Below are 17,538 nucleotides of genomic sequence, written 5' to 3'. Positions count from 1 at the left end.
TGCCTTTTAATTAAAGAATGGTTGGTTAATAGTAAGTTTTTTCTTTATGTATTGTTAGTTTTCCGATATACTATCCTCTTCGGATTTAGCATTCTCCATTTGTTCAATGGCTTGCATTTCTAATACAATTTCACTAGGATCCCAATAGCCATATTGTCTAACAATTTTTCCATCTACAAAACGATAGGTCAAATGGACAGGCATATCAATGACCTTACCGGTCACGGCCACAGTACCTTGCCAATCTAGCCAGCAATTGACCCATGTCTCTCCATTATCAGTAACTACCATTTCATAATCCTGGTCTTCATCTAAAAAACCTCTTTTGGAGTAGTTGGCATCATTACCTTTGTGATAAGCCATAAGGTCCCCTTTTGAGAGAAAGTCCGTTTTTGTATTGAGATAAGACTTACAGGTATCGGCCATAACTTCCATACTGTAATCTTGAGCGTTATATTCTGAAATGAGCTGTTTTACGGAGTCAATTTCTGGAGATTGTTGTGTGTAACGCGTTTCTTTTTGTTGGCAAGCTGTAACAACAGCTAGTGCGCAAATTATTAATACGAGTTTTTTCATGTTTATATTAATTTTATTCTGATTTATAGGCTAGGTCTGGACGCATTCTGCCTTCTATTTCTTCCATATGCTGAATATTCTTAAACATTTCCCACATAGTGTTTTGGCCAGCTTCTCCCATTAAATCTTCATTGGCTTTAGACAATTCAGCCATATGCATCTCATTTTTCGCAGCTATAGATACTAGATAAAATTCGCGTTCAGCGCCAAAGCCACTTTTATAGACACGATAGTGCATTTTTGAATTTTTATCGGCAAACATTTTCTTTACGGCCTCAATTTTTTCGGTTACAACACTGCGATTTCCGGGAGTAAAGTAAATTTTATATTGCTCTCTGTAATTTTGACCTTCTGGTGTTAAGGTCATACCATTAGGCATATAGGAAAGCTCACCAACGAGGGTAACTATATAATCCCTTTCTATATCATAACACTTATCCATTCGCTGAAATAATGGCCAAACGGCATCACCACCAGCTTTGTTAGCAAGTTTTTCAGGCGGACTTGGTTTGTCCAAATCGGCCATTGAACTTATAGGATTAATAAAGTAATAATGGTTGTTGTTTCCTTGAAGGACCATCATATTGGTGTCGTCTATGGGATTATTCTCAAGGAGCTTACCAACTTCTGCGAGAATATTTTCGTATTCCATAGTCATCCCAGGTTTTACGACATCTTCGTGTACATGGAACATTTGTTGTGCAATAATTGAGCTAGAAAATAGGCACAAAACCCATAGACTCAGCATTAATCTTTTTGTTGTTTTCATTTTTTGAATTGTTTTTAGTTAATAGACAACCAAAACATAAAATTCAAAGAGAAATTCAATGAAATGTAAAGATTAAATTCACTGTTAGGGCAGTGTTAATGTAAAGGGTTTCTTACGGTAATTAATTAGTAATAAGGAGGTTATATCTTTCAATATAGTGAAATTTTATGAATTAGTCAGAATTGTACCTTGAAATTTGGTCTGGTCACCTTGCTTAAATCAAAATTAAAGGGGAATTTCAATTTGATTTTGAACTAAGTCTTCAAAGGATTCTCTTTTTCGGATGAGGTGACTTTCTCCATTATATATAAGGACTTCAGCAGGTCTATATCTAGAATTGTAATTGCTTGCCATAGAAAAACAGTAGGCACCAGCATTTTTAAAACAAAGGACGTCACCTTCTCGAATTTCTGCGATACGTCGATTATTTGCAAATGTGTCTGTCTCACAAATATAGCCTACTACAGAATAAAATCGCTCTTTCCCAGTTGGATTGGAAACGTTTAATATTTCGTGTTGAGACCCATAAAGCATAGGTCTAATAAGATGATTAAAACCTGAATCTACTTGGGCAAAAACAGTAGAGGTAGTTTGTTTTACAGAGTTGACTTTTGTAAGAAAAACACCAGCTTCACTCACGAGGAATTTTCCCGGTTCAAAAGCTAAGGTCAAGTCCTTGCCGTAATCTTTACAGAAGCTATTAAAGCGAAGGCTTAATTTTTGACCGAGTTCTTCAATATCTGTTTCAATATCTCCATCCTTGTATGGTACCTTAAATCCAGATCCAAAATCCGTGAACTCCAAATCTTTAAAATGAGCAGCCGTCTCAAACAAGATTTCACTAGCATACAAGAAAACATCAATATCTAAAATATCGCTACCTGTATGCATGTGAATTCCATTAATGCGCATTCCTGTGTTATCTACAATTCGCAATAAATGTGGAATTTGGTGTATGGAGATTCCAAACTTACTATCAATATGACCCACAGAAATATTGGTATTACCACCAGCCATAACATGTGGATTTATTCTTATGCAAACAGGAATGTGAGGATGTTTACTTCCAAACTGTTCGAGAATTGCAAGGTTATCAATATTGATTTGTACACCTAAAGCCGCAACTTCCTCAATTTCTTCTAATGACACTCCATTAGGCGTATAGATAATTGCCGATGGGTCAAATCCTGCTTTAAGTCCTAATAAAACTTCTTGTAATGAAACCGTGTCTAACCCAGATTCTAAAGTTTTAAATAGTTTTAAAACTGATATATTAGATAGTGCCTTTACAGCATAGTTTAGTTTTAAGCTTGGTACATCTTTAAATGCATTGGTGAGCCTTTGGTATTGTTTGATAATGGTATCGGCGTTATAAACGTAGATAGGACTTCCATATTCAGTGGCGATATCTAATAATTTTTGCTCCAAAGTTTTATTTTCAAAAATATGTGATAGTGATTTTTATTCTACAATTAATTTCGAGTTTTGTCATATTTACACAATTTGTTAATTATGTAACAATAAGATATTCTGAAGATTATTGCATTTCATGTATTTGTCAAGAAGTTTGTGCTTAAGAAAAATGATGATTTTAAAGTGATGGAGGGTTAAGTTTTAGACCACTTATATTATAATTTTGCTGTAATTATTCTAAATAATATCTTCCATTATTATCTCTGGTAAATCTTAATATAAAATTATTTTGAGTAACATTTTTACTATGCTTATTTTTGCACTACAAATCATGATCCATACGAAATGAATTTACACGAATATCAAGGAAAAGAATTACTAAGCAGTTTTGGTGTGCGCATCCAGCGTGGTATCGTTGCTCAAAGTGCAAGAGAAGCTGTAGATGCGGCCAAACAGCTAACCGCTGAAACAGGTACAGGATGGCATGTAATTAAAGCTCAGGTTCACGCTGGTGGACGCGGAAAAGGTGGAGGCGTTAAATTAGCCAAAAACCTTAATGAGGTAGAAGAGATTGCAGGCAAAATCATTGGAATGAATTTAGTTACCCCTCAAACATCAGCCGAAGGTAAAAAAGTACATCAGGTGCTCATTGCAGAGGATGTTTATTATCCTGGCGATAACGAGCCAGAAGAATATTACATGTCTGTACTTTTAAATCGTGGTACAGGCAAGAACATGATTATGTATTCGACCGAAGGAGGAATGGATATTGAGCAGGTTGCAGAAGAGACACCGCACTTAATTTTTACCGAGGAAATAGACCCAGCATTAGGCTTGTTACCTTTTCAGGCGCGTCGAATAGCGTTTAATTTAGGTTTGTCTGGTACAGCTTTTAAGGAGATGACCAAATTTGCAACAGCTTTGTATACTGCTTATACTAAATCTGATGCGTCTTTGTTTGAAATCAATCCTGTTTTAAAGACCAGCGATGATAAAATTTTAGCAGTTGATTCTAAGGTTACCTTAGATGATAATGCCTTATATAGACATAGGGATTTAGCACAGCTTAGGGATTTAAGAGAAGAAAATCCAATTGAAGTAGAGGCAGGGTCATTAGGCCTTAATTACGTTGACCTTGATGGTAACGTAGGCTGTATGGTGAACGGTGCCGGTTTGGCAATGGCAACCATGGATTTAATTAAACAAGCCGGTGGTGAACCAGCTAACTTTTTAGATGTCGGTGGTACTGCAGATGCTGCTAGAGTGGAGGCGGCGTTTAAGATAATTCTTAAAGACCCGAACGTAAAAGCTATTCTCATTAATATATTTGGGGGTATTGTAAGATGTGATCGTGTGGCACAAGGCGTAATTGATGCCTACAAAAATATGGGTAACATAACCGTGCCAATTATTGTGCGCTTACAAGGAACCAATGCCGATATCGCTAAAGATCTAATTGATAATTCTGGGCTTGACGTATTGAGTGCGACAGAATTCCAAGAAGCTGCTGATAAGGTACAAGAAGTATTGGCTTAGTTTCAAAAATCTTTAGGACTTGAATATAAAAATCTCACTTCGGTGAGATTTTTTGTTTGTGTAGCATTATAATATAGTTAGGATGTCTTCTTTTGTTTCTTGGGCATCGGTCCTCTTAAATGTATGATTAATCCATTTAGAAAATTTCTAAGAATCTGATCGCCGCACTCCATGTATTTTGGATGGTCTTCTCTTCTAAAAAAAGCGTTGAGTTCACTTTTTGAGATTCTAAAATCTACCAACTCTAATATTTTTACAATATCATCATCGCGCAGTTTATGTGCTACCCTGAGTTTCTTAAATATGTCGTTATTAGTCATTAGTGTTTTGTTTAAAATTAATAGAGCCATTTATAAGCTTGCCCAAAATAGGTGGACCATAAGAGTTCATTATGTTCGCCGTCTTTTATAATTTCAGTTTTAATGTGTTCCTTTGGTATATATTTTTCACTAAGCAATTTTGTCATATCTGCTATGTCGGATATCATGGTTTCGCTTTCTGCGGTCCCTGCTAAAAAATAAAATTTCGTTGATTTTGGAATTTTAGCAGATTTCACTTCTTCAAACACTTCTGGATTTATCCAAAATGCAGGGGAGAATACACCAGCTTTTCCAAATGTGTACGGATATTTAATTGCAGCATAAAAAGATATTAATCCTCCAAGAGACGATCCGAAAATAGTGGTATTAGAACTATTCGTTAGCGTCCTGTAGTTTTTGTCTATAAATGGTTTTAAGGTGTTTTTTATAAATAGCAAATAATTATTGCCATTGCCACCTCCATACTTTTCATTTTTAAAAGGCGTTAATTCGTCAATACGTTTTGCATTGCCGTGTTCAATACCAATAACAATGCTCTGGTTAGTGTGCGATGTGTCTAAATATTCATCAATTTGCCATTCTCCGGCATATGATGTTTTTGTATCGAAGAGATTTTGAGCATCGTGCATATAAATTACAGGATAGCGTTTTCTAGAAGATGCGTAGTTTTTTGGTAAATAGACCCATATTTGCTTTACGGTATCTAATTGCGGAGCAGTAATCGTGAATTTTGTAACTTGTTTAGATGCAGTACTTTGAGCTTCAATATCTGCACAAAAAACAACAGTTAAAATTGTTATAAAACAGCTTAAAATCCCCTTACTATAAGGCCTAATCGTTGATGAACGCTTAAAAATTCCGACTAAGTACATTTTATTTTTCGACAAGATACATTATATCAACGACAATAAAATATTACTTCGTTTTAAATTTACTTCATATTAAAATCCCTCATTAATGATTAACCGCGCTGAAAAACTGAGCTTGCTATCCGAGATGATTGCTTTCGCTCAAACAGATGACCATATTAAGTCCATAGAATATAATTTCCTCTTTAGTATAGCGAAACAATTAGAGGTATCTAAAGAAGACTTTGAATATTTATTCAAACACCCTGTAACCTACGTTCATCTAAAAACCCATAGCGAACGTATTGTTCAATTCCACCGACTCGTACTACTCATGAATCTGGACCACAAGGTTTCACCTAAACAATTGGTTAAAATCCATAATTTTGGGTTGCGCATGGGTTTAAGTCACGAGTCGATAAATCGGGTCTTAGATTTAATGGATAGTTTCCCTAATAAAATCGTACCACCAGATTTTTTAATAGATATTTTTAAAGTCCAGTATAACTAAAAGAAGTTTTTCTAGAGTTATTTTACTTTGAGCTTTTCTAAGCGCTGTTGATAAGCCGTGATTTCATCCCTGAATTTTGCAGCTTCCATAAAGTCCAATGCTTTGGCTGCTTGTTCCATTTGTTTGCGCTTCTCTCTGATTTTCTTTTCAAGCTCTCCTTTAGTTAAGTATTTGCTTTCGGGTTCAGCAGCAATTTTTGCATCAAGTTCTGTTTTGTAGGTGCTTACAGAATTTTTGGCTAGTGCACTGTCCAAACTTTTATTGAGTGCCTTTGGTGTAATTTTGTTGGCCGTATTGTAGGCGATTTGCTTTTCACGCCTGTAATTGGTTTCATCAATTGTGCGCTGCATACTTTTTGTAAAGGTATCTGCATACATTATCGCTTTGCCGTTAAGATTTCTGGCTGCTCTACCAACCGTTTGGGTTAGCGATCTGTTGGATCGCAAGAAGCCTTCTTTGTCAGCATCTAAAATAGCAACTAAGGAAACCTCTGGTAAATCTAATCCTTCTCGAAGAAGATTTACTCCAACGAGCACATCAAAAAGTCCTTTTCGCAGATCTTGCATAATTTCTACACGTTCTAAAGTGTCTACATCGCTATGTATATAACGACATCTTATAGAAATTCTGGTTAAATATTTGACCAATTCTTCGGCCATGCGTTTGGTTAAGGTCGTCACTAAAGTCCGTTCATCTTTTTCTATACGCTGTTGTATTTCTTCAATAAGGTCGTCAATTTGATTTAGACTTGGTTTTACTTCAATGATCGGGTCCAATAGTCCTGTAGGTCTAATAACTTGTTCTACATAAACGCCACCTGTTTTTTCCATTTCATAATCAGCAGGCGTTGCACTGACATAGATAACTTGATTTTGAAGCGCTTCAAATTCCTCGAATTTTAGAGGTCTATTGTCCATAGCCGCAGGAAGTCTAAAACCATATTCAACCAAGTTTTCCTTTCTGCTCCTATCGCCACCGTACATGGCATGTACCTGAGAAATAGTGACATGGCTCTCATCAACGACCATTAAATAGTCATCAGGAAAATAGTCCAATAAACAGAATGGTCTTGTTCCGGGAGCACGGCCATCTAAATACCTCGAATAATTCTCAATACCAGAACAATAGCCTAATTCCCTAATCATTTCTAAATCAAACTCGGTACGTTCTTTAAGGCGCTTTGCCTCTAGATGTTTACCTATGTCCTTAAAGTAATCGTGCTGTTTCACAAGATCATCCTGAATTAATTTTATGGCGTTTTGTAAAACATCAGGTGAGGTTACAAACATGTTGGCAGGATAAATATTGAGACGGTCATAGCGCTCTAGGACTTCATTGGTCTGTACGTCAAAGGCTTCAATTTCTTCTATTTCGTCTCCAAAAAAGTGAATTCTATAAGCGTTGTTGGCATAACCAGGAAATACATCAACCGTATCGCCTTTAATTCTAAAGTTTCCATTTTTAAAATCGGCCTCAGTTCTGGAGTATAATCCTTGAACCAGCATGTGTAAAAGTTTGGTTCGTGAAATAATCTGATCTCGTTCTAAACTAATAACGTTTTTTTGAAATTCTACTGGATTTCCTATGCCATAAAGACATGAAACGGAAGCAATTACTATAACGTCTCTGCGGCCAGATAGGAGCGAAGACGTTGTGCTCAATCGCATTTTCTCAATTTCCTCATTAATAGAGAGGTCCTTTTCTATGTATACGCCAGATACAGGTATATAGGCCTCGGGTTGGTAGTAATCGTAATACGATACAAAATATTCTACGGCATTATCAGGGAAAAACTGCTTAAATTCTGAATATAACTGTGCAGCCAGAGTTTTATTGTGAGCCAAAACCAATGTTGGACGTTGTACTTCTTTAATAACATTAGCTACCGTGAAGGTCTTACCAGACCCTGTTACACCAAGTAGAGTTTGGTAACGTTCATTGTTAGTGATGCCTTTTGCCAATTGTTCTATGGCTTCTGGCTGATCTCCAGTAGGTTTAAAGTCTGATTCTATTTTAAAGCGCATCCTACAAAGTTAAGATAAACAACGGCGCTTTTCAACTCTAAGCATAGATGAAACTCTTAAATTCATCCTAATTATGTGGATGGGAAAGCCCTAGCGCTTAAGTGAGAAGTGCCCTGTTAACTGAAACGTTTCGTTGCCTCTTTTAATATTTGCTAAATACCAATAATCATTGGATGGCATTTTTGCTCCTATAAAGGTACCGTCCCAACCTGCAGTATCACCATTTAAAACTTTGAGAAGTTTTCCATAGCGATTATAAATATGAACCGATTCAACTTGATCAATTTGTGTGTCAACACCAATAATGTGCCAGGTGTCGTTGTTTCCATCACCATTGGGTGTAAAAAACTTAGGAAAACCAAGTATAGCGGTCTCATCTTGAATTATTCCACAACCATTTTTATCCCTTACATAAACCGAATAAAATCCAGGTGACAGAAAAGAAAAGGTGTTACTACCTTGATATACACCATTATCTAAGGCATATTCGTAGTTACCTTCTCCATTTACTTCAACAGTTATAGAATTATTGTTGGAAGCTTCCTGAACGATAATGTTTGTTATCGTGGCTTCGTTTGATGCATCCACATAAATTAATCGTGAATGTGAACACCCTTGAGGGTGAGTAACCGTTACCATGTAATTCCCAATTTCATTGACTGAAATTTGAGAGTTGTTTATATTTAGATTTGTACCGTTTCTAAACCACTCGTAAGAAAAATTATTTGAGTTACCATTTGTAACACCAGCATCTAATAAAATTGTACTTGGAAAACTGTTTAAACAATAATACAGATTTTCATCTGGTTCTAATTGTGGAGTAGGATTTACCACTAAATCAATATTACTGTAAGCGTAGCAATTTCCATTATTTGTAATTTGCACATATAAAGTTTCCTCATTTGGCATGTTATTTTCAAACATTCCGATGATAGGATTAGTCTGATTAATCATATCATCCTGCGAGCTGTACAATGCAATGCCAGATTCAGCTGGAATTGTGTTCTGAGATTGAATAAAATTTTCAATATCAGTTGCATTAAATATCGCATAACCATCATTGTTCTCATCACAAATTTCATAATCATCTAGTACAACCTGATTATTTGCAACATCTAAAACGACTTCTGCAATCGAATAACAGCTATTACTATTTTCAACACGTGCATATACGGTTTGCAAAATACTTGTGTTGTTATATGAATTTGGATTTGTAATTGGATTATTATTTTGATTGGCATCAATAAAAAGCTCAAAAAAGTCAACAACATTTAACAAGCTATCTCCCGATGTTATGGCATTTGTAGCATCGTACAAATCATAAGTAGAATACCCATCTAAGTCTACATCACAATTAATTAGTGTAGTATTTGCAACTATTGGATTTGATGAATATTCAATTACAACTTCTCCAAAAAATGTACAATTAATACCATTAAATAACTCTAAACTATATGTGCCTGGTGTACTTACATCTAATGTTGGATTGGTTTCATCTATAAGTTGAACGCCATCCCTAAACCAGGTATAGGTACCATTTCCCGTGCCAGGAACACTACTAGTCAATGTTAATGTTTCATTTTCACAAAGCGCATTATTATTGGCATTAAGTCTGTTTGGTCCTAAATCTGCAGATAATCGAAAACTTCCCGCTTCAAGGAAAACAGCAGAATCATATCTATAATTAATATGGTCTGCTATAACAAGTTTTACATGGTACCTAACATTGGGAATAATATCTGCAACTGCACGTAGAACTTTGGTCTGGCCATTAAAATTTATAGGAGCGTTTATGCCATTCCAACTTCCAAAATAATCTTCATTTATGGGTGCACAACCTCCAGAACCTGGAATACCTGAATGTACAGTTGTAACTTTTATTGGTGTTGTTGTATCTGGAATCAGAGCGATATTATCGTATTCTTGCTCATTAGCTTGTCTAATGAGAAAACCAAACAAATCTGAAAATCGACAGGTATTATTATTACCTTCTTGGTATTCCTCTGATGCAAATAGAAACCTAAAACTTATTTGGGAGGCTTCAGCCGATGTGAAGTCGAATTCTAGTATGGTTGCGTTTATTGTTTGAGATTCATTTAGAATACGCTCTAAATCATCATCTCCAACCCAACCAGGAGCATCGTCATCACTTAAGGAGTCATTTGGACCTTCTACATTTTGTAATCGACCCGTACTTAAAACAATACCATTTGCTAAAGGGAAATTAGAGCCGGAAGCATCAAAATAACCATAGCTCTCATCAGTGCCATTAAAATTGCCACCAACGACATTTGTAACTACTACATCATAAATACAATCGCTTCCTATTAAAACGTCTTCAATGAGTTCTTGCGGCGAGTACAATTGTGCATCTACTTGCACATTTTGAGACCAAGACACAAATGTTGCTAGAAAAGAAATTAAAAACAGGCTTTTTTTCATGCAATGTAATTGGACCGCAAAGATACACCTGATTTAAACACTCTGTACCGAATATTTGTTAAACAATATTGGTCTTACGTACGTGACTAACGTTTTAGTGCGAAGTGCCCTTTTAACTGAAATGTTTCGTTGCCTTTTTTAATATCTGCTACAAACCAATAATCACTAGATGGCTGTTTTGCTCCGAGATAAGTACCATCCCAGCCTGAGGTATCAGCTGTGAGTACTTTTAGAAGTTTACCGTAGCGATTAAAGATGTGGATAACCGTTCCTGGTAATGATTCAACGCCAGCAAGGTGCCACGTATCAAACTGACCATCGCCATTCGGTGTCATGTGCTTTGGGAAATCAACAACGATAACTTCTCTGGTTACTTCTGCACATCCATTTAAATCTATAATGGTGATGGTATGATAACCAATTTGAACATTTTCAAACATATTAGATTCTTGTGGCGCTCCGTCATCTAATTGGTAAAGGTAATCTCCAATACCGCTGACCGTGACGGTTATATTGTTAGGGTCTGAGAAATCTATGGTTTCCGTAGCTTCAATAGTTGCAGTTTCAGAGTCGCTAACGTTAAACGTTTCAGAATTCTCACAGCCAAGTTGGGTAGTGACCTGGACCCAGTACTCACCAATTGCCGTAATCTCAATTTCTGGTGTAGTTGCCCCTGTTGACCATAAATACTGGTCTGTTGGGTTGTTGGTATTGGCCGATACAAGAAGGGGTAAATTGTCTAAACAAATAACCTGATTACCAATATCAAGCACAGGCAAAGGATTGATGATGGTATTAAATTGTGTGATACTAAAACAACCAGATGTATTATTTTCAACTCTAGCCCAAATAGTTTCGCCATCGAAGGCAAAATAATTAGTATCCAAAACGTTTAGACCTGTTTCTGCATTTTGCAGAGTATTGTGATAGGTCACTGTATAATCTGTTGGACTTTGACCACCTAAAATGATGGTGTTTTGTTGACTCAAATCGAATTCAAAAACACCATCGAAATCGTCATCACAGGTAATTAGATCTTGTGGTTGATTGGCTTCTGGTAGTGGATTTACATTAATGTTGAATTCGTAAATCCTATGACAATCTGTTTCGCTGAACCAAGCTCTTAAGTAAAGGGTGTCAAAATTTGTTAAATAGGTGTAATTGGTATCTATAGGATTAGAATTGCTCGAAGCATCTACTTCGTTTAAATAATAATTAATTTCTACTGCACTTGTGTCGTCAATAGCAATACTATTAATAAGTGTCAAATCAACACTGTTGAAATCATTAGCACAAATGTCAAATACTTCAAAATCATTGATAACAGGAGCTAGGTTTACAATAATATCTAGAGGTATTAGACTGTAACAATTTGATATCGTATTGGTTATTTTGATGTATACGGTTTGTGGATTTGAGGTGTTGCTATAATTTTCTGGATCAATAATAGGATTTGAACTTGCTTGAGCATCAGAGACACTCTCGTAGTAAACGATTTCAATATCATCTTGTCTTACGTCTAATATATCTAGTTCTGCATCGGTCAAATCTATGGTGACTATGCCATCATAATCATCATCACAAGTAATAAGGGGTTGTGATGGATTAGCTTCGGGAACTTGTATAATGTTGATAATAAATGACGTTATGGAATTACAAATAGTACCATTATCAATTTGAACAAAGATTTCTTGAGGATTTGAGGTGTTTGAAAAATTGAGAGGCAGTGGGTTTAGACTACTAGCAGCATCTGATTGTGATAAATAGAAACTTACATTTTCAATAGAATCAAAACCATTGGTAACTGTATTAGCAATGTTACTAAGGTCAAAATTCTCTATGCCATCGTTAGAACTATCATCACAAACAAAAATATCTTGAGGTTCATTAAATTCTGGATTGGTACCAACCTCAATCGTGAAAGAAGCTATAGCTAAACAAGTTTCATCCGTTATGTTTTCAACTCTACAGAAAATGATTTCTGGATTAGTAGTGTTTTGATAGGGTACTGTTTTGTTTATTGGATTTAATTTGTTTTCAGCATCATTAAGGCTACGATAGTAAGTAACAATTTTACCTGTTTGGGTGTCTAGTGCTTCTGTGTCCTTGGTTTCAAATAAAAAATCACCAATGCCATCGCTTTCATTTTCACAAATATTATAGGGCTCTAATTCGTTGTTTAGATTTCCTACATAAGGCAGTGTATTTACAATAATATCTAATTCTTCTACTGAGAAGCAACCTGTAATTGAATTTTCTATCCGTACAAAGAGTGTTTCGGTTTGTGCTTCGTAATTAGAAGTGTTGGTAATTTCATTTTCGTTAAGGTCAGCCTCTTGTTGTGTGTTGTAAAAGGAAATAATACGGTCTTGTGTTGAATTTATAATTTCTGGAATACTAACAGTTAGATCAATAAAGGATTGACCATCTCTATCAGCATCGCAAATTATAATGGCGTTTGGTGTAGCACTTTCGGGTGCTGGGAGCACTTCAATTTCAAAAGAATTAGAATCAGAACAACCAGTGTCATCAGAACTTATTCTTGTAAATAAGGTAAAAGGGTTGCTCGTATTAGTGTAGAGATTTGGTAACTCATTTTCATTAGCTTCAGCATCACTTTCCGTTAAGAAATATGAAACACTGAAACCACTTTGGCTTTGTGACACTAAATTGTCGAAGTTAGATAAATCTATTTCAGTAAAGCCATCTTGGTCTTCATCACAAACCGTAGCTGAACCAATAGAATCAAATTCTGTAATAGGATTTAAAATGAGCTCAATACTTGCTGCTTCAAAACATGTAGGGCTAGTAAGCGTTAGATATATGGTTTGAGGATTACTGGTATTAAAATAATCAACGGTTTGATCAATGTTATTAACGCCATTATCTCTATCGTCCTCGGTTTCGTAGAATTCTATAGTTATATCCGGAATTTCATTCATAATTCCAGACGCAATAGAAGCTAAATTAAAATCTTCGATACCGTCATTATTCACATCGCATCTTAAAACATCGTTGAGGTTAGTGGCAGTTAAGAGTAAATTTGTATGTATTTCTATTGGAGTTACTGCCGCACAACCTGTTATATTATCTTCTACCCTAATATAGACTACTTGCTCTTCAACAATGGTGTTACTATAATTGGTCTCGTTGGCAATAGCATTGATTCCGTTGGAAGCATCATCAAAGCTTGTGTGAAACGTAACGTTTACGCCAGTAAGTCCATCGAGAACTTCTGGGATGATACTTGTTAAATCGAAAAGTGCAAAACCGTCATGATCCGTATCACAGGCATCAATATAGTGCTCTTCTCTATCAATTACGGGTAGGTCTAAAACAGAAATATCAAATGACGTTGTTGTTCTGCATCCCGTTTGCGGATTAACTATACTTGCAAATAATTGTTCATTACTACTGGTGTTTACATATGGCATTGCTAAGGCGTTGCTCCCTGATTGAGCATCGGTTTGAGATATATGATAAGTAACAACTAAATTATTTTGGCCATTTGTAATTTCATTGTTCTTTACCGTTAAGTCTATTGTTGTAAAGCCATCAGTATCTTGATCATCACAAACCTCCAAAGGGGTTGGGTCAACAATAACAGGCAAAGAATTAACAATAAGGTCGAAACTTGAAAAGGCTAGACATCCATTAGTGTTGTCTTCTATCCTAACATAAATTGTTTGAGGACTTGTTGTATTCTGAATAGTTCCCGAAACAGAATTTGTATTATTTTGTGCTCCGGAAGATGATAGGTGATAAGAAATGCTGTAGCTCGCAGTTGGAACAGAAGCCAATACTTCAGAATCTTTTGTTGACAAATCAAATAGTTCAAAGCCATCATTGCTAAAATCGTCACATAATTCGAAATCTGTTATCGGATTGGAGGATTGTGTTGAACTTAGTTGAATATTGATATCATCCTCAATAATACAATTCCCACTCGCTAGTGGAATCTCAATCTCTACTCGGTAGTTTCCTGTCTGCAGTGCCGTAAGGGCTGGATTGTTTTCCCCATTTATTAAATTACCATTGAGGTACCAAGAGTAATTAGCATTGGGATTATTAATATTTCCATCTAAGACAACATCTGCTGCACAGGTTGAAAAATCGGCACCAAGGTCTACAGTAGCATCAAAACTGTTACCTTGAACGAAAACGGCGGAGTCGTAATTTTCATCTGTTTGGTCGGCGATAATAAGTTTTATCTGGTATTGCACATTTGGCTGTATGGTTGCGGTTGCAGAAAGTACAGTAGTTCTTCCATTATAATTAGTGTCACCCAAGTTGTAGCCTTCAAAAAACTGCTCGTTAGATGCGCTACAGAAGCCTACAATTTCATCGTGGATGGTTGTTGTATTTACTGGAATATTGGTTCCTGGTACTAAGGCTATGTTGGTAAATGGATTACCGCTGCCTACTTCGCGAATTAAAAAAGCAAAACCATCTGAATATTCGCAAGGAAAATCCGCAAAGTACTCCTCTGAGGCTAGGATGTAATTAAATTGTATTTGATTTGAAATTGACACAAAACTAAATTCAATGGAAGTAGCATTAAGTGTACCTGATATACCTAATGTAGAATCAAGATCGGTATCTGTGCCCCAAGTGTCGTTGCCCTCGTTTAAAACAGTCGTAATTTCTCCGTTTCCGGCTGAGTTAGCATTTCCCGTACTAAGGATAATTCCGTTTTCAAAAGGAAAATTAGAGTTGCCTCTTTCAAAATAGCCAAAACTGTTTAAACCAGAAACTGAACCATTTACGGGTGAAGAAATGTCGGAGACTTCAACGCAACCCTGGATGAGGTTATTTTGAATTAAATCCTCAATTGACGCACTAGTGTCTATTGAGACTTGCTGAGCATAGCTCATACCAAAAAGAAAGCTGGCGATCGCTATGAGGGCAAATTTAAGTTTTATCATGGTTGCGGTTAAGTTTATTGGTAATGTGTAATCTTCAGTTGGGGCTTAGGATGAACACTGTACCATAACATGCGCGGAAAAGTAGATGTAATTCAGATTAAATACAAAAAAATACGATGAAATACACTAAATGTTAACATATCTATTCCAGTTTAGCGATTAAACAACAAAAAGACCTCATAAAGAGGCCTTTTTTCCCAAATTGAATTGCTAAGATATAGTATGATATACTAAGTATCTCTTAACCTAAACTCAATGGCATGAAATTAAAAATTTAACAATTTAGTGTCAAATTATTAAGATGAAATACGCAAAACCTTAACAAAATTAGTAATTTACGTACACCCAGCCCACCATTGGTCGATAGTCAGAATCATTGAGGTTAAGTACAAAGTAATATGTACCCACCGGAACTCTGTTTCCAATTCCATTTATACCTCTATTAATGATTCCGGTCCAAGGCTGATCATTGTCACCTTCAAATATCAAAACACCATGCCTATTAAATATTTTCAGGTCATGGTCAACAAAAACATTGTAAAGCCCTTGAATGTTAAACCAATCATTGGTTTGATCATCATTTGGAGAAAACCCTTGTGGTATGCGAGGTGGACAATTTTCAATGATTAAGTCAAATGCTAGAATGCGATAACATGGAAAATCGGGAATTTTGATATATATAGTTTGAGGTATAGAAGTGTTATTGTAACTTGAAGGGTCTAAAATGCTATCGTTTCCGTTTTCTAAATCTTCTATGGATTCATAAAATTCAATTGTCTCTGGATGGTAGTCATTTCCTTCAATGGCTTGGTAAAGGTTAAATGTTGAGGTTGAAAAGCCTTCATTACAACCCTTAAGTGGCGCTAAAACTTCAATTTCAGGGCTGTTAATTAGCTCAATTACTCTTGTATTAGTATTGTTGGTTTCATCGGTCTCATCAACAATACCTGTCATATTGCCAATATCATCAACCATGGCTAAAACAGTTATTTCCGAGTTGACATCTTCAGGAATTTCTAAGACAATTGAGCCAATTTCATTTTCTCCAATAGGAATAGCTACGGTGGTCTGACTTTGACCAATTAAAACACCATCAAAATAAAAAGCAATGGGCGTGTTAGAAGGTAGTTGTTCTGTACTGTTGAGGTTAAAAACAGTATAGTCTAAAGCAATACTATTGCTATTGCATTGCACTGTTGAATTATCTAGTCTAATTGTGGCATCTGGTAACTTGCTGTTTAAAACCGTTATGATATTGTTTATAATGATAAGGTCTGCCCTGAAAATTCCAAAATCATCAAAGTCTCCAGTCGTCATGCGTATTATAGCTGAGGTATCACCAATGGCAATATTATTTTCAATGCTATAAACATCTAGATCTGCATTAAAAAAGTCCGTTGAGTTGGTAAAGGTATTTGTGCCATTAAAGGCATTGTCAGCTAAGTTTAAAGGAGGGTTTGAAATAATATTACCATTAATGGATAAAGATTCACCAAAATTGAGGGCGTTATCACCTTCCCAGGCTAAAAACCCAATTTTAGCACCTTCATTGTCGAATACATTAATATTATTGAGGTTGATCTCAATTTCTCCAACGTTTCTATTAATTATCTGTAGACCTTGAAAAAGACTGACTTGATTCAGCGGGAGAGATGTATCTTCATAAATCACATAGATGCTCCAGCCACCAAAATTGGTACGGTTTCCACAATATCCTGGATTTGAAAGTAAAACAGAATTTATATCTAAATCAGAAAAAGTATAGATACCATTGCCATTGGTGACTATAAAATCTGTTATATCCGCATAGGATGAAAAGTAAGTGAGTTCAACATTACTTTCAGTTGTATAATCTACGGTATACGTGTCATCAGCACTAAAAGGTGTACCGTTTAGAGATACATTTGAGTCGCCAGGGCCAGACCCAGCCCAATACAAATAGGCTTTTATGATAGTCTGGTTGGCATTAATATTTAAGCTAGCTTCAGAACTTTCTAATATGGTACAAAATGTATTACCGTTGTTTTCTAGTGGATTTAAAGTGTTACCAATGGCCAAATAATCATATCGACCATTAAATTGCTCGAATAATGAAACATCCTGCGCGTTCAGAGGGATACAATTAGCAAGAAAAAGATAACAGGTTATGAAGAATACCTTTTTCAACATTTGGT

The 17,538-nt window shown here is 35.8% G+C and carries 11 protein-coding genes; 2 read left to right on the top strand and 9 right to left on the bottom strand.

Annotated features, from left to right (window positions below):
• Positions 1-54: 54 nt before the first annotated feature.
• The 3 genes from J4050_RS05615 to lysA all read right to left on the bottom strand — a co-directional run bounded on the left by J4050_RS05615 (position 55) and on the right by lysA (position 2,773).
• Positions 55-576, bottom strand: a complete 522-nt coding sequence (locus tag J4050_RS05615; protein WP_208153128.1) for a lipoprotein — start codon at positions 574-576, stop codon at positions 55-57.
• Positions 577-589: 13 nt separating this feature from the next.
• Positions 590-1,345: a hypothetical protein gene (locus J4050_RS05610; RefSeq protein ID WP_208153126.1), complete on the bottom strand. Its 756-nt coding sequence runs from the start codon at positions 1,343-1,345 to the stop codon at positions 590-592.
• Positions 1,346-1,570: 225 nt separating this feature from the next.
• Complete coding sequence (gene lysA / locus J4050_RS05605) at positions 1,571-2,773, bottom strand: diaminopimelate decarboxylase (protein ID WP_208153124.1); 1,203 nt, start codon at positions 2,771-2,773, stop codon at positions 1,571-1,573.
• Between the two features lie 330 nt (positions 2,774-3,103).
• Between lysA and sucC the strand changes: the two genes are divergently transcribed.
• The gene (gene sucC / locus J4050_RS05600; RefSeq protein ID WP_208153122.1) at positions 3,104-4,294 is read left to right on the top strand and encodes an ADP-forming succinate--CoA ligase subunit beta; all 1,191 of its coding nucleotides are present in this window, start codon (positions 3,104-3,106) and stop codon (positions 4,292-4,294) included.
• Between the two features lie 77 nt (positions 4,295-4,371).
• Here the strand turns inward: sucC and J4050_RS05595 are convergent, their stop codons facing one another.
• Together J4050_RS05595 and J4050_RS05590 are read right to left on the bottom strand one after the other, a co-directional pair.
• On the bottom strand, positions 4,372-4,614 hold the full coding sequence (locus tag J4050_RS05595; protein ID WP_208153120.1) for a DUF1456 family protein: 243 nt from the start codon (positions 4,612-4,614) through the stop codon (positions 4,372-4,374).
• A 17-nt stretch (positions 4,615-4,631) separates the two neighbouring features.
• Positions 4,632-5,486, bottom strand: coding sequence for an alpha/beta hydrolase (locus J4050_RS05590; protein WP_208153118.1), 855 nt, complete (start codon positions 5,484-5,486; stop codon positions 4,632-4,634).
• 85 nt (positions 5,487-5,571) lie between these two features.
• On the opposite strand from J4050_RS05590, the gene J4050_RS05585 reads away from it, so the two are divergent.
• Complete coding sequence (locus J4050_RS05585) at positions 5,572-5,973, top strand: TerB family tellurite resistance protein (RefSeq protein ID WP_208153116.1); 402 nt, start codon at positions 5,572-5,574, stop codon at positions 5,971-5,973.
• Between the two features lie 17 nt (positions 5,974-5,990).
• On the opposite strand, the gene uvrB is transcribed toward J4050_RS05585, so the two are convergent.
• From uvrB to J4050_RS05565, 4 genes are all read right to left on the bottom strand, one after another.
• A complete protein-coding gene (uvrB, locus tag J4050_RS05580) occupies positions 5,991-7,997 on the bottom strand; it encodes an excinuclease ABC subunit UvrB (RefSeq protein ID WP_208153114.1) in 2,007 nt (668 codons plus the stop codon).
• A 90-nt stretch (positions 7,998-8,087) separates the two neighbouring features.
• Positions 8,088-10,439, bottom strand: a complete 2,352-nt coding sequence (locus J4050_RS05575) for a T9SS type B sorting domain-containing protein (protein WP_208153112.1) — start codon at positions 10,437-10,439, stop codon at positions 8,088-8,090.
• 86 nt (positions 10,440-10,525) lie between these two features.
• Positions 10,526-15,364, bottom strand: a complete 4,839-nt coding sequence (locus tag J4050_RS05570; protein WP_208153110.1) for a T9SS type B sorting domain-containing protein — start codon at positions 15,362-15,364, stop codon at positions 10,526-10,528.
• Positions 15,365-15,691: 327 nt separating this feature from the next.
• On the bottom strand, positions 15,692-17,533 hold the full coding sequence (locus tag J4050_RS05565) for a T9SS type B sorting domain-containing protein (protein WP_208153108.1): 1,842 nt from the start codon (positions 17,531-17,533) through the stop codon (positions 15,692-15,694).
• Positions 17,534-17,538: the final 5 nt, after the last annotated feature.

This window comes from Winogradskyella pelagia (genome assembly GCF_017581965.1).
Lineage (GTDB): Bacteria > Bacteroidota > Bacteroidia > Flavobacteriales > Flavobacteriaceae > Winogradskyella > Winogradskyella pelagia.
The sequence above is the reverse complement of the archived record's forward strand: the minus strand, read 5'-3'. Positions and strand labels throughout refer to the sequence as shown.